The following is a 23,587-nucleotide window of genomic DNA, read 5'->3' as shown; positions in this document are numbered from 1 at the left end:
CAGCGGCTGCTGCTCCGGGCGATACGGAATGCCGAAGCCGCCGCCAATGTTGACAGGTGAATGGGGGGGGGTGTGGGGAGGCCTCCGGCGGCCAAAGGGCTTCGCCCTTTGGAATCCCGTAACAGGACCGCCTCTTACGGTTCACCGCGACAGGACATATTTCCAAGGCCGGGCGACGGGACTTATGGTCCCTGAAACCCCATCCCCTTCCATGAGGCACACTCTGTTGTTTTGCCTCTTCGCGGTTATCCGAGCGCAACGGGAACGCCCTGGCCGGGCGACGGGTCGCCGGAAACGGACGGCGGCGACGTGGAGCGCAGCGCAATTCGTCGCAGCCGGACGTTTGCCGCCGACCCCGAGCCCGGCCGGACAGCATACAGGCCGCTGGGCTCCTTCGAGTCCGCCCGGGCCGCCCCGCTTCCGAACAGTGGCCTTTCCGCTGAAATCCGGATAGGGGAGGAAAAGTCCATTCACCCCGGAGAACCGCCATGATCGAAACCGTGGTCGCCGCACCCCTGGCCCTCGACCTCCATTGGGACGCAGAAAAGATCCGCGAAATCACCCTGCGCTGGGCCGACGGATCATCCCCTGAAACCGGGCCGGTGGAAGCGGCCGCGCCGCAGGCCGCCGCGAAGATCCCGGCCGCGCTCCATGTGGTCACGGAGACCGGCCGGGCCATGCAGCAGGCGCTTTCCCGCTACGTGGCCGGGGAGGACGTGCGCTGGCCGGAGCTCCCCCTGGATTTTTCCCGGCTCACCCCGTTTCACCAGGCGGCCCTGGACGCCCTGTACCGGGTTGCCCACGGGACCGTGATCACCTATTCGGAACTGGCGGCCATGACCGGCCGCCCCACGGCGGCCCGGGCCGCCGGACGGGCCATGGCCACGAACCCCTTCCCCCTGGTCCTGCCCTGCCACCGGGTGGTGGGCAAAAAGGGCGACCTGACCGGCTTCGGGCCGGGGCTGCCCATGAAACGCTGGCTCCTGGTCCTGGAAGGGGTGCTTTCGGCCTAGCCCCCGTCCGAAGCCGACCAACAACATCTGTTTGAAGGATCACCGCATGTTCACCGGACTGGTTTTGGGATGTGGGCGGGTGGCCGCCCTGTCCCGCATGGGCCGCGAGACGCGCCTGTCCATCACGGCCCTTTTCCCCCTGCCGGACATCGTCCTTGGCGAATCCATCGCCGTCAACGGGGCCTGCCTGACTGTGGAGACGGCGGGTAAAAACGAATTTTCCGCCTATGCCTCGGCCGAGACCCTGGCCCGAAGCAGCCTGGGCCAGCTCAAAACCGGAAGCACGGTCAACCTGGAACGGGCGCTTTGCCTGGGCGACCGCCTGGGCGGGCATCTGGTGTCGGGGCATGTGGACTGCCTGGCCGAGGTGGAGTCCATCGTCGCCGCCGGACAGTCGCGCATCTACCGGCTGAAATTTCCGGCCGAGCACGGCGAGATGGTGGTGGCCAAGGGCTCCGTGGCCCTGGACGGCATAAGCCTTACGGTCAACGACTGCGGCCCGGATTTTCTCACCGTGAACATCATCCCCGAGACGCAAAAGGCCACCACCATCTCCGGATGGAAGCCGGGCGCGGCCGTGAACATGGAGACGGACCTCATCGGCAAATACGTGCGGCGCATGCTCGGCCCCTTCCTGCCCGGGGCCGGGACGCGGCCCGGCCCGGCCGGTGCGGCCCCAGGCGGCCTGACCGAGGCCTTTTTGCGCGGCAACGGATTCTGACCGGCCCCGGAAAACGCCCCGGGCGGCCCTTGCCTTGCCCCCGGGCCTCCTTTACAGTATTGCCCCTCCCGATCTGGCCCACGGCGGGCGCACGCCGGGCGGACGCGGACGTGCATCCTTGATGTCCGAGCGTCGATATTTCGAGACGGATATATTGAAATATTTCTTTTTTCTTAAAAAATGCCAGGGCATTTCTTAAGAGGCACACCATAAGACCGCCAGGGGTTCCCGGACCCGTCCGGGACCGCCCCGCAGAGGGAAGCATATGCCACTTTGCAGCACCGAAGAAGCCATTGCGGAGATCCGCCAGGGGCGCATGGTCATCCTGGTCGACGACGAGGACCGGGAGAACGAGGGCGACCTGACCATCGCCGCCGAGAAGGTGACCCCGGAGATCATCAATTTCATGGCCACCCATGGCCGGGGCCTGATCTGCCTGCCCATGTCCGGCGAGCTCATCGACCGCCTGGGCCTGCCCATGATGACCGACCAGAACAAGTCGCCGTTCGGCACCGGGTTCACCGTATCCATTGAGGCCAAGCTCGGCGTGACCACCGGCATCTCGGCCTTCGACCGGGCCACCACCGTCCTTACCGCCGTGTCCGAAGGCGTCGGGCCCGAAGACATCGTGGTCCCGGGGCACATCTTTCCGCTTCGGGCCAAGGAGGGCGGCGTGCTCGTGCGGGCCGGGCAGACCGAGGGCGGCGTGGACCTGGCCAAGCTGGCGGGGCTCAAGGCCGCGGCCGTGATCTGCGAGATCATGCGCGACGACGGCAACATGGCCCGCATGCCGGACCTGATCGAATTCGCCAAGACCCACGGACTTAAAATCGCAAGCGTGGCCGATCTGATCCGCTACCGCATGAAGTTCGGGCACCTGTCCGTGAGCAAGGCCGCCGAGGCCGACCTGCCCACCTGCTACGGCCATTTCCGCACCGTGGCTTTTTGCGCGGACACGGATTCCCGGGCCCACCTAGCCCTGGTCAAGGGGGACATCACCCCGGACGAACCCACCCTGGTGCGGGTGCACAGCGAATGCCTGACCGGCGACGTGTTCGGCTCCATGCGTTGCGACTGCGGCAACCAGTTGCAACGGGCCATGCGCATGATCGAGGCCGAGGGCAAGGGCGTTTTGCTGTACATGCGCCAGGAGGGCCGGGGCATCGGCCTGGCCAACAAGATCCGGGCCTACTGCCTGCAGGACCAGGGCTTGGACACGGTGGACGCCAACGTCAAGCTCGGGTTCAAGGCCGATCTGCGCGACTACGGCGTCGGGGCCCAGATCCTGGTGGCCCTGGGCGTCTCCAAGATGCGGCTGATGACCAACAACCCCAAAAAGATCGTGGGGCTTGAGGGCTACGGCCTGGAGGTGGTGGAGCGGGTGCCCATCGAGGTCGATCCCGTGGAGGAGAACGCCTGCTACCTGCGCACCAAGAAGGAAAAGATGGGGCACATCCTGCATCTGGACGAATCCGGCGGCCGGAAATAAGCCGCCGCATCCCCTACATACAAAGAAGGAACCGCACGCCATGCAACACATCCGCACCGTGGAAGGCAAACTCCAGGCCGAGGGACTCAAATTCGCCATCGTGGCCGGGCGCTTCAACGACTTCATCACCGAAAAGCTGGTGGGCGGGGCCGTGGACTACCTGACCCGGCACGGGGCCCGGCGCGAAGACATGCTTATCGTCCGAGTGCCCGGGGCCTTCGAAATCCCCCTGGCCGCCAAAAAACTCGCCGCCAGCGCCGAATACGACGCCGTGGTCTGCGTGGGCGCGGTCATTCGCGGGGCCACGCCGCACTTCGATTTCGTGGCCGGGGAATGCGCCAAGGGGCTGGCCATGGTCTCGCTGGAATCCGGCGTGCCCGTGGGATTTGGCGTGCTCACCGTGGATACCCTGGAGCAGGCCGTGGAACGCGCCGGCAGCAAGGGCGGCAACAAGGGCGTGGAGGCGGCGGCCGCCGCCCTGGAAATGGTGCGCGTGCTGCAACAGCTGTAGCGCCTGGTCCGGCAGGCCCCCGGTCCGGGGCCTTTTTTCCCAAACCCGATCTCAAATCCGCGGGGACCGGCCATCCGGTTCACCCGCTCCGAGTTTGCAACACATGGTTGACTCCCCCACGACGGACCCGTCCGCTCCCGAAGGGTCCAAAGGCGGCCGCCGCAAGGCCCGCAAACGGGCCTTCGAGATCCTCTACGGCCTGCATTTCGAGCCCCCGGCCGATGAAAAGTCCCTGGCCCGGCGTTTTGCCGCCTGCCCCCGGGACGACGAAGTCCCGGCCAAACCGGAAAACCGCGATTTCGCCTGGGAACTGGTGCTCGGGGCCTGGGCCTGCCAACGGGAACTCGACGAGGTGGTGATCCGCTTCTCCAAGAACTGGAAACTCGCCCGCATCGCCAAGGTGGAGCTGACCATCCTGCGGCTGGCCATGCACGAGATCCTGCACCGCCAGGACATCCCGCTGCGGGTGGCCATCAACGAGGCCGTGGAGCTGGCCAAGACCTACGGCGACGACAACTCCCCGACCTTCATCAACGGCATCCTCGACGCCGTGGCCAGGGCCGTGGACAATGGCGAATTCACCATCCGCAAGGGCCTGTGACCCCTCCCGGACGCCGGAGACGATCATGCCCACGCCGCTTGCCCTCCTGACGCTCCTTTTGGCCTCGGTCCTGACCCTGGCCGCCTCGGCGGACGCCCGGGGCGCGGAGCAGGGCGCGGCGGCCGACACGGCGGCCCTCCTGGACGGCCTGGACGCCTTCATCGACCAGGCCCTCGGGGACTGGCAGGTTCCCGGCGCGGCCGTGGCCGTGGTCAAGGACGGCGTGACCGTCTACGCCAAGGGCTTCGGCCTGCGCGACGTGGACAAAAAGCTGCCCGTCACCCCGGACACCGTGTTCGCCATCGGCTCCTGCACCAAGGCCTTCACCGCCGCCGCCCTGGCCTTGCTCACGGACCAGGGGGCCATGAGCCTGGACGCCCCGGTGCGGGACATCCTGCCCGGCTTTCGCATGTACGACGACTACGCCACGGCCCACGTCACCCCCCGGGACATGCTCCTGCATCGCACGGGGCTGCCCCGCTACGACGCCCTGTTGGCCATGCGGCCGGACGTCAGCCGCGAGGAGGCCGTGGCCCTGTTGCGCCACCTGCCGCCCAACAAGGAATTGCGGGCCGGATTCGAATACAGCAACCTCATGTACGTGGCCGCCGGGCGGCTGGCGGAGGTCGTCTCCGGGCAGTCCTGGGAGGATCTCGTGGCCGGGCGGCTGCTGGCCCCCCTGGGGATGGCCGCCACCTCCTTTTCGCCCCAGGCGGCGCAGGCCTCGCCGGATTTCGCCAGGCCCTACGGCGCACGCCGGGGCAGATTCGCGGAGATTCCCTTCGCGGACATCACCCCCTTCGGCCCGGCCGGGTCCATGTTCGCCTCGGCCACGGACATGGCCCGCTGGCTGGCCTTTCACCTCCAGGACGGCCGGGTCGGCGACGAGGCCCTGATCACCAAGACGGCCATGACCGAGATGCACACCCCCCAGATCATCACCCCCCGGGGCCAGCCCAACCCGGAGATTCCCTTCGGCGGCTACGGCCTGGGCTGGGGCGTGAGCGCCTACCGGGGCCATCTTTTGGTGCTGCACGACGGCGAGATCGACGGATTCAAGGCCCTGGCCTCCTTCATGCCGGGCGACGGGCTCGGCGTGGTGGTCCTGACCAACCGCATGGGCGCCCCCCTGCCGGAGATCGTGGCCTTTCAGATTTACGACCGGCTGCTCAGCCTGTCCCCCTTCCCCTGGGCCGAACGGGCCAAGGCCGACCGCGCCCAGGCCGCAAAGGTCCGCACGGCCAAGGCCGCGGCGACGCTGGCCGCCCCGGAGCATCCCGCGCCGCCCACGCATGACCTTTCGGCCTATGCCGGTCTCTATCGCCATCCGGCCTTCGGCGAGGTGCGCATCGAACTCCGGGACGCCGGGCTTGCGGCCCATTGCGGCGGCGAGACCCTGCCCCTGGTCCACGTCACCTACGACGTGTTCCGCACGGGCCCGGCCGAGGCGGCTGACGCCCCGGCCAAGGTCGGCGACGCCGAATCCGCCGGGGACTCCCCGTCCGGGCTGGCCGCCACCTTTCACATGGACCACTCCGGCGCCATCGCCCGGCTGGACATCCCTTTGGAACCAAACGCCGCAGACATCGTTTTCACCAAGGTCGCCGCTGATCCCGGCCCATCCGAACCGGCCGCCAAACCCGGCGACGCGCCCCAAGGAGCCACACGCCCATGAGCAAGTACGCGCCCCAAGAAGTCGAACGCAAATGGCAGGAAATCTGGGAAAAAACCGGAACCTTCCATGTGGAGGCCGACCCCTCGCGGCCCAAATACTACGTCCTGGAGATGTTCCCCTATCCGTCCGGGCGCATCCACATGGGGCATGTGCGCAACTATTCCATCGGCGACGTGGTGGCCCGCTTCAAACGCATGGAGGGCTTTAACGTCCTGCATCCCATGGGCTGGGACGCCTTCGGGATGCCCGCCGAGAACGCGGCCATCAAGCACGGCGTGCATCCCGCCGCCTGGACCTTCGAGAACATCGACACCATGCGCGTGCAACTGAGGCGCCTGGGCTATTCCTACGACTGGCGGCGCGAACTGGCCACCTGCCATCCCGGCTACTACGCCCATGAGCAGAAGTTCTTCCTGGACTTTCTCAAACGCGGCCTGGCCTATCGCAAAAAATCCCCGCAAAACTGGTGCGAGACCTGCCACACGGTGCTGGCCAACGAGCAGGTCATCGAGGGCTGCTGCTGGCGGTGCGACAACCCCGTGGTGCAAAAGGATCTGGAGCAATGGTTCCTGCGCATCACGGCCTATGCCGACGAGCTTCTGGACGACCTGAAGCTGCTTGAGGGCGGCTGGCCCGAGCGCGTGCTCACCATGCAGCGCAACTGGATCGGCAAGAGCGTGGGGGCCCAGATCGACTTCCCCCTGGAGACGCCCACGGCCTCGGGGCAAAAGGCCGTGACGGTCTTCACCACCCGACAGGACACGGTATATGGGGCCACGTTCATGAGCCTGGCCGCCGAGCATCCCCTGGTGGCGGAGCTGATCGCGGGGTCGCCGGAAAAGGAGAAGGTGCTGGCCTTCGTGGACAAGGTGCGCAACATGGACCGCATCGTGCGCACGGCCGACGACCTGGAAAAAGAAGGCGTTTTCACCGGGGCCTTCTGCATAAACCCTTTCACCGGCGGCAAAATGCCCATCCACGTGGCCAACTTCGTGCTCATGGGCTACGGCACGGGAGCGGTCATGGCCGTTCCGGCCCACGACCAGCGCGATTTCGAGTACGCCCAAAAATACGGCCTGCCCATGCAGGTGGTCATCACCCCGCCGGGCGAGACCCTGGACGCGGCGGCCATGGCCCAGGCCTACGCCGATCCGGGCGTTCTGTCGGACTCGGGTGCGTTCACGGGGCTTGACAACGAGACGGCCAAGGCCCGCATCGCGGACTTTATGGAAGAAAAGGGCCTGGGGCGCCGTAGCGTCCACTACCGCCTGCGCGACTGGAACGTGTCCCGGCAGCGCTACTGGGGGGCGCCCATCCCGGTCATCTACTGCCCGGCCTGCGGCGTGGTTCCGGTCCCCGAGGCCGACCTGCCGGTGCTTCTGCCGCGCGAGGTCAAGACCCGGCCCGACGGCCGCTCGCCCCTGCCCGAGACCCCGGAATTCGTAAACACCGTCTGCCCGGTGTGCGGCGAGGCCGCAAGGCGCGAGACCGACACCTTCGACACCTTTTTCGAGTCGTCCTGGTATTTCGCCCGCTACGCCTCGGCGCGCAAAGCCGACGCCCCGTTTAATCCGGACGAGGTGGGCTACTGGCTGCCCGTGGACCAGTATATCGGCGGCATCGAGCACGCCATCCTGCACCTTCTCTACTCGCGGTTTTTCGTCAAGGCCCTGCGCGACGCAGGCTACGTGGCCTTTGACGAGCCCTTCTCGCACCTGTTGACCCAGGGCATGGTCATCAAGGACGGCTCGAAAATGAGCAAGTCCAAGGGCAACGTGGTGGACCCGGACGTGATGATCAAAAAGTACGGGGCGGATACGGTGCGCCTTTTCGCGCTGTTCGCCGCGCCCCCGGAAAAGGATCTGGACTGGAGCGACACGGGCATCGACGGCGCGGCCCGGTTTTTGTCGCGCCTGTGGCGGTTGGGCACGGAGGAGCTGGCCGGACTTTTGAGCGCCGCCTCGCCGTGCGCGGCCTTTTCCGACGCCGAGCTGGCCGCCCTGCCCCCGATGTTCAAGGAACTGCGCCGCCGTGAGCACCTTCTGGCCCACAAGGCCGGCAGCGACATCCGGGAACGCTTCCAGTTCAATACGGCCATCGCCGCGGCCATGGAGGCCGTGAACTTCCTCTTCGCCAATGTTGCGGCCTTGCGCGCCGAGCCCAAGGGAGCCAAGGTAGTGTCCTCGGCCATGGCCACGATCCTGACGGTGCTCTCGCCCATGGCCCCGCACATCTGCGAGGAGTTGTGGCAGGCCATGGGGCATGGGGACAGCCTGTCCGAGCGGCCCTGGCCGGTGCATGACGAAAAGGCCCTTCTGACCGACGAGGTGGAGGTGGTGATCCAGGTCAACGGCAAGCTGCGCGGCAAGATCAGCGTGGGCCGCGACACCCCCAAGGCTGAGGTGGAGAAGCTGGCCCTGGCCGAGCCAAACGTGGCCAGGCACCTGGACGGCAAGACCATCCGCAAGGTGGTGGTGATCCCGGGCAAGCTGGTCAACGTGGTGGCCGGATAGGCCGCGCCCGGGCCGAAGGAAGGCATTGGCCTTCGTCCGCCGTGGCCGGGGCTATTCGATGACGGAGTTGACCACCACGGGGGGGCCGCCGCCCAGGTAGAAGATGCCCGGATAGCCCTCGGTCTCGAAGCCCTCGCTTGGGTTTTGGCGCAGGACCGAGTCTTCGATGCGCAGGGTTCCGGTCAGGTTGTTGCTGACGAAAAAGATCGCCCCGCCGCCCTCCCGGGCGGCATTGTCCTCGATGCGCGTGCCGCACAGGTACAGGGTGAAGGTGTCGCCGTCGGCATAGATGGCCCCGCCGCTGCCCCCGCCCGGGGTGTCCGGCCGGGCCGGGTTGGCCCCGTAGCCCACGGCCCGGTTGTGGCTGAACAGGCTGTTTTGCACCGTCCAGGACACCCCGATGCTGCTTATCCCCCCGCCGTTGGAGCCCGCGCCGCCGTAGCCCGCACGGCCGCCGAAGGTGCTTCCGGTCACGTACAGGGGCAAGTCCTGGGACTGGTCGAAGGCCCGAACGGCCGCGCCGCCCACGTCCGGGCCGGTCGCGTCGCAGGCGTTGCGGAAAAACCGGCAGTTGACGATTTTGAGCCGCCCGCCCCGGGCGAAGATGGCCCCGCCGCCGTCCTCCTCGCCCGTGGCGTCGCCGTCCACAAAGGTCAGGTTCTGCACCGTGAGCCGGGGATGGTCCTGGTCGTCGCAGTGGGGCGTGGTCCAGACCTGGGCTTGGTCGCAGGTGTTCATGTACAGGATGCGCCGCGCCCCGCCGCCGCTGAGGCTCACCTTGCCGCCGCCGTCGATGACGATGCGCGGCCCGGTGTCGTTGAAAATCTTCGCGGTCTGGGCCAACACGATGGTCACCGGGGCCGGGCCGCAGTTGAAGACCATGACCCCGCCCCGGGCCACGGCCTCGACCACGGCCTGGCTGGTGCAGCTTTGCGGCGTGCCGTCTCCGATAACCTGATCCGGCGCGGACACGTCTTCAAGCCCCGCCTCGGCCGGGACAACGCAGTTCCCATCCGGGTTTCCGGCCCCGGGGGGCGCGGCGGCGGTGATGGCGGCCAGATACAGGGGCCAGGGATCGTCCTGGGCGAAAGCCGGGGCGGCGGCCGTACCGCCGGTGACCGCCAGCCATGCGGTCAGAGCCGCAAGGCCATAGGCAAGGATGGTGACGCGCATCGCGTTTCTCCCGGTTCTTGATTGTGACCGGAGTAGCCCGGCCCGGGCCGGATGTCCACCCGGCGCGTCAGGACGTTTCGTCCGTGCGAACCCACCGTGTTCCGGGTTTCGGGTCATGGTTCCAGGCCACCGGCCCAGACATGATAATCATTTTCATCTTGACGATTATGTTAATAACGAATAATTTTGCACGCGACTGACCCTTTCCCGGCTTTCGCCCGCATATTCCGGAGTGATGGCTGAACCATCAGGATTTAAAGAATTTTTATTGCATGCTGGCCATTATGGGGACCATTTCATCAGCCCCTGGCCGTGGAAACACACGCCTCGGAGCATATGCAACAAAATTGTCGTGCATCTGACGCGGGGCGGACAACACAAGGAGGCTATGGGTTATCCATCAGGCGTTTTGCATTCCCAGGGATGGGGAACGGCCCAGTGCGGCCAGGCCGTTTCGTCGACTTCGCGCTCCTTTTGTACGCCGTTGGACGCGCCGAAGCCGGACGCCCGGGCCGGGTCGGGAGAAAGAACTCCTGACGCCGCCGGTGCGCAGATTCCCGTATACTTGTTCCGGCGTGATCATGAGAGGCTTTCCCCGTGGACAAAAATCTGGTGAAGAAACACGAAAAAACCCTGCTGTCGGCCATGGCCTCCGTGGCCCAATGCCAAAACGTGCTCACCCGCCTGGACCGGCAATGGACCCGGGCCACCCTGACCGGCAAGATCAATTGCAGCCGCATCGCCCAGACCCTGATTGATTTCATCATCACCACCCAGGACAATTTCGCCTCCCTGCAGACCACCCTTTTGGACACCCTGGTCCTGGAAAGCACCCAGAAGGTGGTCCTGGAGATTTCCGCCGTGGCCCAGGTGGCCATCGACATCCTCAAGCGCAACCTCTTCGAGCGCACCGCCGACGTGGGGTTTCTGGCCACGGACGACGACCTGGTGCGCTTTCTGCTGGAGCGCGACGACCATCCCGACGCCGTGGATCACATTGAGGAGCGGCTGCGCGAATACCGGGACAAATACACGGTCTACGACGAGATCATCGTCCTGGACGACCAGGCCCGGGTACGGGCCCACCTGGACCGCGAAAACCGCATCCTGCGCACCGCCGACCCGCTCTTCAAGGAGACCCTGGCCGCCGATTCCTATGTGGAGACCTACCGGGAATCCGATCTGGCCCCGGGGCGCGGCGACGTGCTCATCTACTCCCAGGCCATCCGCCATCCCGACTCGGGCGCGCCGCTGGGCGTGTTGTGCCTGGTCTTCGATTTCGCCGGGGAGATGGCCGGCATCTTCGAAAACCTCGCCCAGTCCTCCGAAGACATCATCATCATGATCCTCGACGAATCCGGCAAGGCCATCGCCACCAGCGACCAGTCCAAGGCCCCGGCCGGACGGACCTACGGCATGGCCCGAAGCGACGACTTCCACATGGTGCAGATCGCCGGGGAGCCTTATCTGGCCAAGACCCTGGCCACCAACGGCTACCAGGGCTTTTTCGGCCTGCCCTGGTACGGGCACGTGGCCAAGCGGGTGACCACGGCCTTTCGCAACGGATCAAACGGCCACGGTCTGGACGAAGGCGCCATCCGAAAAAACGCCATCTTTTCCGGCCGCCTGGTCCAGGTGGAGGAGGCCTCGGAAAACGTGCTGTCCGACCTGGAGTTGGTGGTGCAAAACGGCGAGATCATGGCCGCCAAAAAGTCCCTGCAGGCCGACCTCTCGGAGCGGGTGGAGGCCCAGGCCCTGCCCTACGTCTTAAACGAGGTCAAAAAGATCGGCGACCAGGTGCAGCACGTCTTCCAGACCTCCACCGACGGCCTGCTCAAGCTGGTGACCTCCTCGCGCCTGCATGACGTGCGTTTCCTGGCCCAGTTGGCCATCGACATCATGGACCGCAACCTCTACGAGCGGGCCAACGACTGCCGCTGGTGGGCGCTGACCTCGGATTTCCGGCGCTTCCTGGACAACCCCATCCTGGAGCCCGCCGAGCGCGACCGCATGCGCGAGATACTGGCCTACATCAACAGCCTCTACACCGTGTACACCAACCTCTTCGTCTACGACACGGGCGGCACGATCCTGGCCTGCTCCAACCCCGACGAGAACCATCACGTGGGCCGCGTCCTGGACGCCGATTTCGTCTCCCGGACCCTGCGCCTCGTCGATTCCCAGCACTACTGCGTCTCGGACTTCGCGCCAACGGACCTCTACGCCCAGGATGGCGCATCCCGGCGCACCTACATCTATAACGCCTCCATCACCTCCCTGGCCGACCCCGGGCGCGTCCTGGGCGGCATCGGCATCGTGTTCGATTCCGAGCCGCAGTTTTTGTCCATGCTGCGCGACTGCCTGCCCCGGGACGGGCAGGGAGACATTCTGGACGGATCCGAGGGCATGTTCGTGGAGCCCGGGGGCCGGGTCATCGCCTCCACCAACCCGGACATCGCGCCCGGCGACATGGTGGACGTGTCCCAGCTCTTTTGCCAGCTCACCTGCGGCCAGTTCACCTCGCACCTGGTGGCCGAAAACGACCGGCTCTATGCCGTGGGCTGCGCCCACAGCGCCGGATACCGCGAATACAAGCGCGACGGCGTCTATGCCAACGACCTCTTGAGCGTCATCCGGGTGCGCATCTGATGTCAGGGGGGACGGCCCGGCGGCCCGGTCGTCAGGTCCGGGGCGGCCCGGGACGCCGGGGCGACAGGACGGGGGGAATTTTTTCTCAATACTCCCGGCGGGCGTTCCCGGGACGCGGCATGCGCCAGCCAGGCCTTCAGGCCGGGCTTTCGGGGCGATGGCCGTCGAAGAGCCCGTGCCCCAGGCTCGCGGCCAGCCCCAGGGCGCACAGGGCCACGGCGAAAAGCAGGACCACGGCCGACCAAAAACCGAGCATGTCGCGGGCCAGTCCCGGCAGGTAGGAGCCCAGCACCCCGCCGCTGTAATAAAACGCCAGGTACAATCCGTTGACCACGCCCCTTTGCCGGGGCGCGGCCGCGTTGAGGATGCCCGGGGCGGCGGCATGGGTCAGAAACATCCCCCCGCACAGGATCACCACGGAAACAAAGATGGCCCAGGCCGCAGGCACGGCGAAAACCAGCACGGAGACGGACTCCACGGCCAGCCCCACGGCCAAAACGGCCTTGCGCCCGCCCAGGGGGCGCGCCGCCCGGGGCGACCACAGGGATGCGGCGATGCCCACCAGATAGCCCAGGTACATGACGCCGATGCGCGCCGAGGAGACCGGCCCCTCTATTTCCGTCAGGCGGAAGGGCAGGATGTTGAGCATGCCCGTGAAGACGAAAAAGAGGCAGGCGGCCATGAGGTAGGCCTTGAGAAATCCGGGCCGGGCCAGCACCTGTCCGATGACCCTGGGTGACGGTTTGACAAAGGTGGTGCGCGCGTCGGCGGACAGCATCCGGGCCAGGACCAGACACCCGCATAAAAGTGCGGCCAGCACGGCGAAGGGCGCCCGACGCCCCCACTGGGCCGCCGCCAGCCCCGAGAAAAAACGTCCGGAAAATCCCCCCAGGGTCGTGACCGCTATATAGGTGGCCATGACCGCATGGACCCGTTCCGGCGTGGCCGAGGCCGCGACGTGGGTCATAAGCGCCGTCAGAAGCGCCGGAACGGCCAGGCCCTGGACGAACCGCAGGGCCAGAAACACCCCGAAGGAGTCCGCCCAGGCCAGTCCGGCCTGGGTGGCGGCCAGAACCGCCAGGGAGACCACCATGGTCTTTTTGGTGGAGACCGATTCCAGCAGATAGCCGTACAAAAGCGGCCCGGCGGCCAGGGGCAGAAGCGTGGCCGTCACGGCCAGGGCGGCCGTGGCCAGTTCCAGATGAAACTCCCCGGCCAGAAGCGGCAAAAGCGGCTGGGGGGCGTAAATGGTGGCGATGGCCGCCAGGGTCATGGCCATGGGCACGAGCAGATCGGCCCTGTTCCAGGTACAGCGGGGCATGGTGCGGACAATCTCCCTTGGGGTCGCAAAACGTCGTCACCCGGGCTTCGCAGAATCCCGGGAGCGTCCAGACCGGGCCGCATGCCGAACGCCCCTCCCTTCCTGTCATGACCGCCCGCAGCCGGACAACCCTTTTCTTCCGACTTCGGCCAAACTCGCCCGTTTTTTTTCGTCTCGCACTTTTTTTCACAAATAAAACGTTGTATTTCTGTTCGTTGACGATTTGGAAACAATTCGGCTCTTGTCACGACCGCTTATATAGGATAAATCATGTCCTACTTATCCGCGTTAGATAAGTGTTTGAACTTTCTAAAAACTTGAATCGCAAGGAGGTTCAGCATGGCGCTTCTCGAATGGTCCGACCGTCTTTCGGTGAATATCCGGGAAATCGACGATCAGCATAAAAAGCTGGTCGACATGGTCAACCGCCTGCACACCGCCATGAAGGAGGGCAAGGCCGACGCGATTGTCATGCAGATTGTCGCCGAGATGAAAAAATATGCCGCCAGCCATTTCGCCACGGAAGAGCGGCACATGAAGACCCACAACTATCCGGACTACCCGGCGCACAAAATCGAGCACGACAAATTCGTGGCCAAGGTCATCGCCGTGGAACAAGACCTCAAGAGCGGCAAGTGTGCCATGTCCATGGATATCTTAAACTTCCTCTCCAACTGGCTGGTGAACCACATCAAGGGCACGGACAAAAAATACAGCCCCTTCCTCAACAAAGCCGGCGTCGTCTAATCGGCCATGGAACATGGACTCTCCCTCACTGCGGCTGTCGCCGCCGTCATCTTGGCCATAGCGGTCGGCGTGACGGGATTTCTCGACGGGCCATGGAGCAAGGCGGTTCCGGCCTTGGCCATGGCCTGCGTCGCGGCCATCATGACCAGTTGGGCGGCCAGCCGCCGGGCCATGTCCACCCTCCAGGGGAGGCTCCGGGCGCTTTTGCCCCCTGGAGAACTCCCCGTCGAGGCCGAAACCGACAACCTGATACAAAGCCTGGACAGGCAACTGGGCACGGCGCGCCAGGAGCGGCTCCAAGCCCTGAACCTGCTGGCCCGCCTGCCCTTTCCGTGCATGACGGTCGTCTGTTCCGGGCAACTGAAGTGGCGCAACGAGTCCATGGCCGCCCTCATGGGCGCCGGACACGGGATGCCTGGCCAGGACACGATGGATGCCTTCTGCGCCCGGACCAGCGCCAAGACCTGGGACAACCTGCGCGGCGGGAACTATGACGGATCGCTTTTGCGCGTCGCCCGTCCTTTGGGCGGGGAGTCCCTGTTCCGGGTGGATCTGCTGGAAATCGACACGGCCGAGGGCTGTTGGCTGTGCCTTTTCCAGGACATGACCGGGGCCTCCCGGGACGTTGCGCGCCTTGAGGCGGCAAGCGCGGCCATCCGGAACATCAACACCCGCATTACGGATGCGGCCGCTGTCCTGGAGAACCAGGCCAGGGACATCGGCCACACCCTGGTCTCCCTGGTCGGCTCCATGCACGACTCCAAGGATCAGGCCGGGCAGGTGGCCCAGGCCATGCAGGAGATGACCGACAACGTGCGCATGATGGCCACCATGGCCGCAGAAACCGCCCAGACCGCCATCGGGGCCGAAAATCAGGCCCGCGACGGGGCCGGGACCATCAAACGCACCGCCGAGGTGACGCACAAGGTGGTGGCCTCCTACGACAACCTGCAACTCATCCTGGCGCAGTTGGTGGGCGAGGCCGGAAGCATCGGCAACGTGGCCGGCATCATCTCCGACATCGCCGACCAGACCAACCTGCTGGCGTTAAACGCGGCCATCGAGGCCGCCCGGGCCGGAGAGGCGGGGCGCGGCTTCGCCGTGGTCGCCGACGAGGTCCGCAAACTGGCGGAAAAAACCATCACGGCCACCCGGGAGGTGCGCACGGCCGTACAGGCCATCGAGACCTGCTCCCGGCGGGCCGTGGACGCCATGGCCGCGACCAATGAGGACATCGCCTCCTCCTGCGGTCTGGTCGAGTCCGTGGAGAACTCGTTTTCGGCCATAGCCGAGGCCATGGTCTCCGCCGCCCGGGGGATCGACGACATCGCCCACCGGGCCGAGCAGCAATGCGCCTCAAGCTTCGAGATCAACATGTGCGCCCTAAACGTCACCGACAATTCAAAGGAGGTGTACGACGAGGTGCAAAACGCCAGCCGGGAGCTGGAACGTCTGGTCGAACAGGTGGTCCAGGTGCGCGAACTGGCGGCCACGACCCTGCGCGACGCGGAACTGGCGCGTACGGCCGCAAGCGTCAAGGCCATGGGCCTGTGCCCGACCGCCCACGTCTGATCGCCCCGGCGGCACGGCGGCACGGCGACGGCCCGTCTCCCCAGTGGGAGGCGGGCCGTTTCTGCAGCGGGACGTTCTCGCCGCCGCCCGGAAACGGCCCTCGGCTGGAGGAGCATCGCCGCCGCCTCGGACGCCGGGGCCAATTACGGCGTCCGGCTCAACCCCGGCAACCGGGAGACCATCACCTTTGCGGCCGGCGACCGCATCGTGGTGCTTGCCGAAGATGACGCCTGATCCGGAGGGCCCGGGCGTAAACCGCAAGGCGCGTCTCCTGATCCTGCGGAGCATGAACGTCGGCTCCGCCCGCAGGCGACCTGGTTCCGTCCTGGTCCCTTAGTTTCCTTTTTGTGCCTGATTGCGCGGCCCGGCGGGGAGTCGTATGGGGGAGACAACAAAGGAGATCCCCATGCATATCCTGGCCATAAACGGCAGTCCGCGTAAGAAATGGAACACCGCCACCCTTCTCGGACACGCCCTGGACGGGGCGCGGCAGGGCGGCGCAAACGCACAGCTCGTCCACCTCTACGACCTGGAATATACGGGCTGCACCAGTTGCTTCGAGTGTAAGAGAATCGGCGGTAAAAATTACGGCCGCTGCGCGGTCAAGGACGGGCTGACGCCGATTCTGGAGGAGGCGGGGGAGGCCGACGCCCTCATCCTGGGGACACCCGTCTATTTCGGCACGGAATCCGGCATGATGCGCAGTTTCATCGAACGCCTGGTCTTTCCCTACCTGACCTACACCCCGGGTTACGCCTCGCTTTTTACGCGCACCATCCCCACGGCGCTCCTCTACACCATGAACGTCGCGGAACAGGCCCTGGCGGATATGGGTTACACCGTCTCCATGGAGCGGCTTCGCGCCTACATGGCCCGGACCTTCGGCTCCTGCGAACTGCTTTTGAGCACGGACACCTACCAGTTCACGGACTATGCCAAGTATCTTTCCACGGTCTGGGACGAAGCGGCCAAGCGCAAACGCCGCGAGGAGGTCTTCCCCCAGGATTGCGCCAGGGCGCAGGATCTGGGCCGCAGGTTGGCCGGGAGTTCTCCGGCCTGACGGCGCGCCCCCGGCAAACGCGGTACGACTGTGTTGCGCGTTTGAACACACATCCCCGGCGAGCAGCTCCTGAAAGGCGGACACCACCTCCACAACGCAAAAAAGGGTTAGGCCATATTGACCTAACCCTTTGAATTTGCTGGCTCCCCGGGGGTGATTCGAACACCCGACCTAGTGGTTAACAGCCACCCGCTCTGCCGGTTGAGCTACCGGGGAACAATTCCTCAAAAGCGAGGGAGCTTCTTAAACCAGCAATATGGCATCCGTCAACCCCGTTTTTCGCCCAGCCCGCTTTTCCTGGCCGCTTTCCTTGACGACTGGCCGTATTTCTCGTACCTATACCCGCTTGACCGACACGTTTACACACTGGAGTCGCGCAAGTTGGGTACCGACGACCGCGCCAAGCGCAAGCCATTCAAACTCCCGGTGAAGTCCGACCGGGTGGAAGATTTCCGACCACTGCTTGAGGCCCTCGACAAGGGGGGCGAACTCAACGAAGTGCTCAAAAACCGCATCGCCAAGGCCTGCCAGCTCCTTGACGAGGGGTGTGAGATCTATCCCAACGACTTCGTCAAATCCGACAGCCTGCCGGATATCCTTGCCCAGTACGAAACGGCTGACGAAACCGCCCTGGCCGCCCTTTGCCGCACCTTCGTGGTCGCCGGGCGCATGGTTTCCCTGCGTTCCTTCGGCAAGGTCACCTTTTTCAACCTCCAGGACGCCTCAGAAAGGCTCCAGTGCTTCGCCTCCCGCGATGACATGGGGACCGACGCCTACGCCCGGTTCAAAAAATACGACATCGGCGACATCGTGGGCGTCGTCGGAACCCTGTTCCGCACCAAGACCGGCGAACTGACGCTGCACTGTTCGGAAATACGCCTGCTGTCCAAGTCCTTTCGGCCCCTGCCCGAGAAGTATCATGGGTTAAAAGACGTGGAGACGCGCTATCGCCAGCGCTACGTGGATCTCATCGTCACCCCAAAAACCTCGGAGATCTTCCGCAAGCGGACCATGATCGTGGGCGAGATGCGCCGCTTCCTTAACGAACGCGGCTTTCTCGAAGTGGAGACCCCCATGATGCAGGCCGTCCCCGGCGGGGCCACGGCCAAGCCCTTCGAGACCCACCACAATGCCCTGGACATGGACCTGTTCATGCGCATCGCCCCGGAGCTGTACCTCAAGCGCCTGGTGGTGGGCGGCTTCGACCGGGTCTACGAGATCGGCCGCAATTTCCGCAACGAAGGCATCTCCACCCAGCACAACCCCGAATTCACCATGTGTGAGTTCTACTGGGCCTACGCCCGTTTCACGGATCTCATGGACCTGACCGAGGCCCTTTTCGCCCGCATCGCCGAAAAGGTCTGCGGCAAAACGGTCGTCGACTACCAGGGCCGGGAGATCGACCTGACGCCCGGGCACTGGACCCGCATGACCTTCCACCAGTCCCTGGAGGAAATCGGCGGGCTGTCCCCGGAGATGTTTTTGGATTTCGACGCGGCCAAGGCCCATGTGGAGAAAAACGGGGAAAAGGTGCTCAAGGGCGAAAAGCTTGGCAAGGTCCAGGCCAAGCTCTTCGACATCTTCGTGGAGCCCAGGCTCATCCAGCCCCATTTCATCTACCACTATCCCACGGACATCTCGCCCCTGTCGCGGCGCAACAAGGACAACCCGGACATCACCGACCGCTTCGAGCTGTTTATCGCCGGGCGCGAGATGGCCAACGCCTTTTCCGAGCTCAACGACCCCGTGGACCAGCGGCTGCGCTTCGAAGAGCAGGTGCGCGAGAAAGAGGCCGGCGACGACGAGGCCCACCGCATGGACGAAGACTACATCCGGGCCCTGGAATACGGCATGCCGCCGACCGCCGGACAGGGCATCGGCATCGACCGCCTGGTCATGCTCCTGACCGACCAGTCCTCCATCCGCGAGGTCATCCTGTTTCCGCTGCTTCGCCCCGAGGTCTCCTCCTGATCATGAAATTCGAACTGTTCATCGCCCTGCGCTATCTGGCAGCCCGGCGCAAACAGTCGTTCATCTCGGTCATCTCGCTCATCTCCATCCTGGGGGTGGGCCTGGGGGTGGCCGCCTTGATCGTGGTCCTGGGCGTCATGAACGGGTTCTCCACGGACCTGCGGGACAAGATCCTGGGGGTCAACGCCCACATGGTGGCCGGGGTCATGGGCGGGGCCATGCGCGACTACCGCGCAAACATCGAAAAGCTGGATGCGATCCCGGGCATCCTGGGGGCCACCCCGTTCGTGTACACGGAGGTGATGCTCAGCAGCTCCGGCGGGGTCAAGGGCGTGATCCTGCGCGGCATCGACCCGGCCACGGCCGGGGAGGTCTTGAGCCTGCCCAAGGACATGGTGCAGGGCCAACTGGCCGACCTGGACGCCTCCGGGCCGTTTCCGGGCATCATCCTGGGCAAGGAGCTGGCCGAACGCACCGGGGTCACGGTGGGCAGCGCCGTGAACATCCTGTCGCCCTCGGGGCGGCAGTCCGCCGCCGGGTTCACCCCCAAGGTCAAAACCTTCGTGGTGCGCGGCATTTTCCGCTCCGGCATGTTCGAATACGACACCTCCATGGCCTACGTGAACCTGGCCGCAGCTCAGGATCTCTTGGGCTTCAAGCACGATCTGGTCACGGGCATCGAACTTCGGGTGGACGACGTCTACGCCGTGGCGGCCCTGGCGCAACAGGTGCGCGAGACCCTGGGCGGCATGCCGGTCTACGTGCGCACCTGGATCGACATGAACGGCAATCTTTTCAAGGCCCTGCAACTGGAAAAGACGGCCATGTTCATCATCTTGCTGATGATCGTCTTGGTGGGATCGTTTAGCATCATCACCACCCTGGTCATGCTGGTCATGGAAAAGACCAAGGACATCGCCATCCTCATGTCCATGGGGGCCACGGCCGAGAACATCCGACGGGTGTTCATGCTCCAGGGCGCCATCATCGGCGCGGTGGGCACGGCCCTGGGCTACGCCCTGGGGTTGCCCGTGAGCTGGGCCCTTGGCCGCTACCAGTTCATCAAGATTCCAAGCGACGTCTATCCCATGGATTACCTGCCCATCCGGCTGGCCGCAAGCGACGTGATCCTGGTTGGGGCCACGGCCCTGGCCATGTGCTTCCTGGCCACCCTGTATCCGGCCCGCCAGGCCGCCAGGCTCAAGCCTGCGGAGGCGTTGCGCCATGAATGACGCGCTCATGGAGCTTCGCGGGGTGTCCAAGGAATACCATGGGCCGTCCGAACGCATCGATGTGCTCAAAAACGTGAGCCTGACCATCCAGGCCGGAGAGTCCATGGCCATCCTGGGCTCGTCGGGCTCGGGAAAAACCACCCTGCTGCACGTCATGGGGGCCCTCGATCTTCCCACCTCGGGCGACATTTTTTTTCTCGGCAACGACATGGGCGCGCTGCAACCGGCCCAGGCCGCAAAAATTCGTAACAAAGATATCGGCTTCGTTTTCCAATTCCACCACCTTTTGCCGGAGTTCACAACCTTGGAAAACGTTGCCATGCCTGGATTTATAGCAGGATTCCCCCATGCCAGGGCCCTGTCCCTGGCAACCGACGCCCTGGCCCTCGTGGGGCTTGATGAAAGGGCCGGACACAGGGTAACAACACTGTCCGGGGGAGAGAGGCAGCGGGCGGCCATTGCCAGGGCCGTTCTTATGCGGCCGAAACTGCTTTTGGCCGACGAACCCACCGGCAATCTCGACGAACATACCGGTTCCCGGGTCGGAGAGGCCTTGTCGCGCCTCAACGCGGAACTTGGCATGACGTTGGTGGTGGTCACCCACAACCACAACCTGGCCGCGCTTATGGGCCGAAGGTTGGAACTTCACGGTGGAGAACTCTATGCACGGACTTAAATTCACGGGGCGGGCGGCTCTTTACGCCATTTTGGCAGTTTTGGCCTTCACCCTCCCGTCCCATGCCCAGTCCGGACAATCGGGAACCAAGATTCTAGTTTTGCCGTTTGCGGTCAACACCGCCTCCGACCAGAAGGGGATCGCCGCCAGCCTGCCGGGCATCCTGGCGGAAAATCTGCGTCGTGAAGGCATCGCCGTGGCCACGGAGAAACCCACCGGCCCGATGGACGATCAGACGGCCCGCAGGCTTGCCTCGGCGGCCAAGGCCACCCATGCCCTATACGGCAGCGTCTCCCAGATCGGCGAGGCCTTAAGCATCGACGGCCGCCTGGTTCCCGTCTCCGAGGGCGCGCCCCTGTCGGTGTTCGCCCAGGCCAAGGAGATCATGCAGCTCGAACCTGCCGCCAAGGAGTTGGCCGGCAAGGTCCGGGGGCTTCTGGTGACCGGAGACGCCATCGTGGATGTGGCCGTGGAAGGCAACCAGATCCTGGACAAGGATGTCATCATCCTCAAGGCCAAGACCCAGGTGGGGCAGCCCTACGACCCCAAATCCGTCAACGACGACCTCAAACGCCTCTTTGAAACCGGATATTTCGACGACGTGCAGATCCGCCTGGAGAACGTCCCCGGCGGCAAGAAACTGGTCTTCGTGGTCAAGGAAAAACCGCGCATCCAGGCCATCGGGGTCATCGGCTCGGGCGAGGTGGACCAGGACAAGATTCTGGAAACCATGAGCACCAAGTCCGGTTCCATCCTGAACCTCAAGGTTCTGGCCGAGGATCTGGAAAAGATTCGGGAGCTCTACCGCAAGGACGGCTTCTACAAGACCGAAGTCAACTACGAACTGGAACAGACCGATCCGCGCATCGCACGCCTGAACATCATCGTCAAGGAGCCGAAAAAGCTCTACATCCGCGAGGTGAAGATCGAGGGCGTCAGCCAGGTGGACGCCGACGAGCTGCATGACGAACTGTCCACCTCCGAGCGGCGTTTCTGGTCCTGGGTCACGGGCAGCGGCGTGCTCAAAGAGGAGATGCTGGAGCGCGACGCGGCGGCCATCGAGAATTTCTACGCCAACCGGGGCTATGTGGACATCAAGGTCGGCCAGCCCGATGTGGAATACGGCGACGAAGGGATCACGGTCGTGTTCCGGGTGAACGAGGGCGACCGCTACAAGGTCGGCCAAGTGAGCTTCGGCGGCGATCTGCTCATGGACAACGACGCCCTGTTGCAGATCATCAAGCTTGACCAATTGGCCGAGGAAGGCGCCTATTTCGACCGCTCCGTGGTGCGCGACGACTTAAACCTGCTCACGGAAATCTACGGCGACCTCGGCTATGCCTTTGCCCAGGCCGACGTGGATCTCATGAAAAACGACGCCGAGAAAACCATCGACGTGGCCTACACGATCAACAAAGGCCGCCGGGTCTATATCCGCCGGGTGCTCATCGAGGGCAACGACAAGACCCGGGACAACGTCATCCGCCGGGAAATGCGTCTGGCCGACGGCGACCTGTTCAGCGGCAACAAGGTCCGCCGTTCCAACGAGCGCCTGGACAGGCTGGACTACTTCGAGAAGGTGGATATTGAGACCGTGCCCACCGAGAACCCCACCGAGGTGGATCTCAAGGTCAAGGTCAAGGACAAAAATACCGGCGCCTTCAGCCTGGGCGCGGGGTATTCGACCTACGACAGCGTGTTCTTCGGCGGTTCCGTCGAGGAGCGCAACCTCTTCGGGAAAGGCTACAACGCCAAGTTCCAGGGCATGATCAGCGGCACGTCCAGCCGGTTCATCCTGTCGCTCATGAACCCCCGGTTCAACGACACCAACCTGACCACGGGCATCTCCCTCTACAACCTCTACAAGCGTTACGACGACTACAGCAAAGAAACCATCGGCGGCAAGCTGACCTTCGGCTATCCCCTGGGCGAATACACGCTTCTGTCCTGGGCCTATCGCCTGGACCGCTACCGCGTCTACAACACCAACTGGTATTCCTCGAGCGTCATCTCCAACTCCGAGGGCACCCACTGGAGCAGTTCGCTGACGGCGGAGATCGACCGCGACACCACCGACAGCTCCACCCGTCCCACCAAGGGCACCAAAAACACCCTGTCCCTGGAATACGCGGGCGGCATCCTGCAGGGCAGCGACGACTTCATCCGCCCCACGATCACGTCCAACTACTTCCATCCCCTGCCGTGGGATCTGGTCTTCCATTGGCGCGGCAGCGCGAGCGTCCTGTTCAACAACGGCGGCGGCGACATCCCGGTCTTCGAGCGCTTCTACCTGGGCGGCATCGAAAACGTGCGCGGCTACGAACAAAACAAGATATCGCCGAAGGATTCCCGTACCGGCGAGCGTATCGGCGGCCGGGCCATGTTCTTCACCAACATTGAGACCATCTATCCCATCAGCAAGGCCAACGGCATCTGGGGCTTGGTGTTCTTCGACGCCGGTAATTCCTGGGCTGAACATACGGACATGGACTGGGATCTGTACAAGAGCGTGGGCGCGGGCTTGCGCTGGTATTCGCCGATGGGTCTGATCCGGGTGGAATACGGCTACGGCCTGGATGCCGAGGCCAACGACCTCTGGCCGCACCAGATTGGCTTCAGCATGGGACAGTCGTTTTAAGAAGAACAGGGTACTGGCGGGTTAC

At 64.6% G+C, this 23,587-nt stretch carries 17 protein-coding genes and 1 tRNA gene; 15 read left to right on the top strand and 3 right to left on the bottom strand.

The features are described from left to right. The first annotated feature begins 488 nt into the window (after positions 1-488). The 7 genes from V3572_RS16155 to leuS all read left to right on the top strand — a co-directional run bounded on the left by V3572_RS16155 (position 489) and on the right by leuS (position 8,523). Positions 489-1,013, top strand: a complete 525-nt coding sequence (locus tag V3572_RS16155) for a methylated-DNA--[protein]-cysteine S-methyltransferase (RefSeq protein ID WP_332112055.1) — start codon at positions 489-491, stop codon at positions 1,011-1,013. 46 nt (positions 1,014-1,059) lie between these two features. Then, complete coding sequence (locus tag V3572_RS16150) at positions 1,060-1,734, top strand: riboflavin synthase (protein WP_332112053.1); 675 nt, start codon at positions 1,060-1,062, stop codon at positions 1,732-1,734. A gap of 265 nt (positions 1,735-1,999) precedes the next feature. After that, the gene (locus V3572_RS16145) at positions 2,000-3,223 is read left to right on the top strand and encodes a bifunctional 3,4-dihydroxy-2-butanone-4-phosphate synthase/GTP cyclohydrolase II (protein ID WP_332112052.1); all 1,224 of its coding nucleotides are present in this window, start codon (positions 2,000-2,002) and stop codon (positions 3,221-3,223) included. Positions 3,224-3,263: 40 nt separating this feature from the next. Next, complete coding sequence (gene ribH / locus V3572_RS16140) at positions 3,264-3,734, top strand: 6,7-dimethyl-8-ribityllumazine synthase (RefSeq protein WP_332112051.1); 471 nt, start codon at positions 3,264-3,266, stop codon at positions 3,732-3,734. A 103-nt stretch (positions 3,735-3,837) separates the two neighbouring features. Then, complete coding sequence (gene nusB, locus V3572_RS16135; RefSeq protein ID WP_332112050.1) at positions 3,838-4,335, top strand: transcription antitermination factor NusB; 498 nt, start codon at positions 3,838-3,840, stop codon at positions 4,333-4,335. A gap of 25 nt (positions 4,336-4,360) precedes the next feature. After that, the gene (locus V3572_RS16130; RefSeq protein ID WP_332112049.1) at positions 4,361-6,010 is read left to right on the top strand and encodes a serine hydrolase; all 1,650 of its coding nucleotides are present in this window, start codon (positions 4,361-4,363) and stop codon (positions 6,008-6,010) included. Then, positions 6,007-8,523, top strand: coding sequence for a leucine--tRNA ligase (gene leuS / locus V3572_RS16125; protein ID WP_332112048.1), 2,517 nt, complete (start codon positions 6,007-6,009; stop codon positions 8,521-8,523). The genes V3572_RS16130 and leuS overlap by 4 nt, the downstream gene beginning before the upstream one ends. A 51-nt stretch (positions 8,524-8,574) precedes the next feature. Here leuS and V3572_RS16120 read toward each other — a convergent pair whose 3' ends face one another. After that, positions 8,575-9,696 carry a hypothetical protein gene (locus V3572_RS16120; protein WP_332112047.1) on the bottom strand — a complete coding sequence of 374 codons (1,122 nt, stop codon included), beginning with the start codon at positions 9,694-9,696 and terminating at the stop codon, positions 8,575-8,577. A 597-nt stretch (positions 9,697-10,293) separates the two neighbouring features. Here V3572_RS16120 and V3572_RS16115 point away from each other — a divergent pair. After that, complete coding sequence (locus V3572_RS16115; RefSeq protein ID WP_332112046.1) at positions 10,294-12,345, top strand: cache domain-containing protein; 2,052 nt, start codon at positions 10,294-10,296, stop codon at positions 12,343-12,345. Positions 12,346-12,481: 136 nt separating this feature from the next. On the opposite strand, the gene V3572_RS16110 is transcribed toward V3572_RS16115, so the two are convergent. After that, positions 12,482-13,666: an MFS transporter gene (locus tag V3572_RS16110; RefSeq protein WP_332112045.1), complete on the bottom strand. Its 1,185-nt coding sequence runs from the start codon at positions 13,664-13,666 to the stop codon at positions 12,482-12,484. 339 nt (positions 13,667-14,005) lie between these two features. Between V3572_RS16110 and V3572_RS16105 the strand changes: the two genes are divergently transcribed. The 3 genes from V3572_RS16105 (at position 14,006) to V3572_RS16095 (ending at position 17,045) form a co-directional block, all read left to right on the top strand. Then, a complete protein-coding gene (locus V3572_RS16105) occupies positions 14,006-14,413 on the top strand; it encodes a bacteriohemerythrin (protein WP_332112044.1) in 408 nt (135 codons plus the stop codon). A gap of 6 nt (positions 14,414-14,419) precedes the next feature. After that, complete coding sequence (locus V3572_RS16100) at positions 14,420-15,985, top strand: methyl-accepting chemotaxis protein (protein ID WP_332112043.1); 1,566 nt, start codon at positions 14,420-14,422, stop codon at positions 15,983-15,985. 406 nt (positions 15,986-16,391) lie between these two features. After that, on the top strand, positions 16,392-17,045 hold the full coding sequence (locus V3572_RS16095) for a flavodoxin family protein (RefSeq protein WP_332112042.1): 654 nt from the start codon (positions 16,392-16,394) through the stop codon (positions 17,043-17,045). A 140-nt stretch (positions 17,046-17,185) separates the two neighbouring features. Here V3572_RS16095 and V3572_RS16090 read toward each other — a convergent pair. Further along, a tRNA-Asn gene (locus V3572_RS16090) sits at positions 17,186-17,261 on the bottom strand. Between the two features lie 165 nt (positions 17,262-17,426). On the opposite strand from V3572_RS16090, the gene lysS reads away from it, so the two are divergent. Genes lysS through bamA form a run of 4 tightly spaced genes read left to right on the top strand, consistent with a single transcriptional unit; the run spans position 17,427 to position 23,562 of the window. After that, the gene (lysS, locus tag V3572_RS16085) at positions 17,427-19,016 is read left to right on the top strand and encodes a lysine--tRNA ligase (protein WP_332112041.1); all 1,590 of its coding nucleotides are present in this window, start codon (positions 17,427-17,429) and stop codon (positions 19,014-19,016) included. A 2-nt stretch (positions 19,017-19,018) separates the two neighbouring features. Beyond that, a complete protein-coding gene (locus V3572_RS16080; protein WP_332112040.1) occupies positions 19,019-20,248 on the top strand; it encodes a lipoprotein-releasing ABC transporter permease subunit in 1,230 nt (409 codons plus the stop codon). Beyond that, a complete protein-coding gene (locus V3572_RS16075) occupies positions 20,241-20,924 on the top strand; it encodes an ABC transporter ATP-binding protein (RefSeq protein WP_332112039.1) in 684 nt (227 codons plus the stop codon). Before V3572_RS16080 ends, V3572_RS16075 begins: the two co-directional genes overlap by 8 nt. Continuing rightward, on the top strand, positions 20,911-23,562 hold the full coding sequence (bamA, locus tag V3572_RS16070) for an outer membrane protein assembly factor BamA (protein WP_332112038.1): 2,652 nt from the start codon (positions 20,911-20,913) through the stop codon (positions 23,560-23,562). Before V3572_RS16075 ends, bamA begins: the two co-directional genes overlap by 14 nt. Positions 23,563-23,587: the final 25 nt, after the last annotated feature.

Source organism: Desulfolutivibrio sp. (assembly GCF_036584575.1).
In the GTDB taxonomy this organism is placed as follows: Bacteria; Desulfobacterota; Desulfovibrionia; order Desulfovibrionales; family Desulfovibrionaceae; genus Desulfolutivibrio.
The sequence above is the reverse complement of the archived record's forward strand: the minus strand, read 5'-3'. Positions and strand labels throughout refer to the sequence as shown.

Bases quoted from the DNA above. Each gene is read 5' to 3' on its own strand.
- V3572_RS16155 (WP_332112055.1), top strand. From the start codon at position 489: ATGATCGAAACCGTGGTCGCCGCACCCCTGGCCCTCGACCTCCATTGG.
- V3572_RS16150 (WP_332112053.1), top strand. From the start codon at position 1,060: ATGTTCACCGGACTGGTTTTGGGATGTGGGCGGGTGGCCGCCCTGTCC.
- V3572_RS16145 (WP_332112052.1), top strand. From the start codon at position 2,000: ATGCCACTTTGCAGCACCGAAGAAGCCATTGCGGAGATCCGCCAGGGG.
- ribH (WP_332112051.1), top strand. From the start codon at position 3,264: ATGCAACACATCCGCACCGTGGAAGGCAAACTCCAGGCCGAGGGACTC.
- nusB (WP_332112050.1), top strand. From the start codon at position 3,838: ATGGTTGACTCCCCCACGACGGACCCGTCCGCTCCCGAAGGGTCCAAA.
- V3572_RS16130 (WP_332112049.1), top strand. From the start codon at position 4,361: ATGCCCACGCCGCTTGCCCTCCTGACGCTCCTTTTGGCCTCGGTCCTG.
- leuS (WP_332112048.1), top strand. From the start codon at position 6,007: ATGAGCAAGTACGCGCCCCAAGAAGTCGAACGCAAATGGCAGGAAATC.
- V3572_RS16120 (WP_332112047.1), bottom strand. From the start codon at position 9,696: ATGCGCGTCACCATCCTTGCCTATGGCCTTGCGGCTCTGACCGCATGG.
- V3572_RS16110 (WP_332112045.1), bottom strand. From the start codon at position 13,666: ATGCCCCGCTGTACCTGGAACAGGGCCGATCTGCTCGTGCCCATGGCC.
- V3572_RS16105 (WP_332112044.1), top strand. From the start codon at position 14,006: ATGGCGCTTCTCGAATGGTCCGACCGTCTTTCGGTGAATATCCGGGAA.
- V3572_RS16100 (WP_332112043.1), top strand. From the start codon at position 14,420: ATGGAACATGGACTCTCCCTCACTGCGGCTGTCGCCGCCGTCATCTTG.
- V3572_RS16095 (WP_332112042.1), top strand. From the start codon at position 16,392: ATGCATATCCTGGCCATAAACGGCAGTCCGCGTAAGAAATGGAACACC.
- V3572_RS16080 (WP_332112040.1), top strand. From the start codon at position 19,019: ATGAAATTCGAACTGTTCATCGCCCTGCGCTATCTGGCAGCCCGGCGC.
- V3572_RS16075 (WP_332112039.1), top strand. From the start codon at position 20,241: ATGAATGACGCGCTCATGGAGCTTCGCGGGGTGTCCAAGGAATACCAT.
- bamA (WP_332112038.1), top strand. From the start codon at position 20,911: ATGCACGGACTTAAATTCACGGGGCGGGCGGCTCTTTACGCCATTTTG.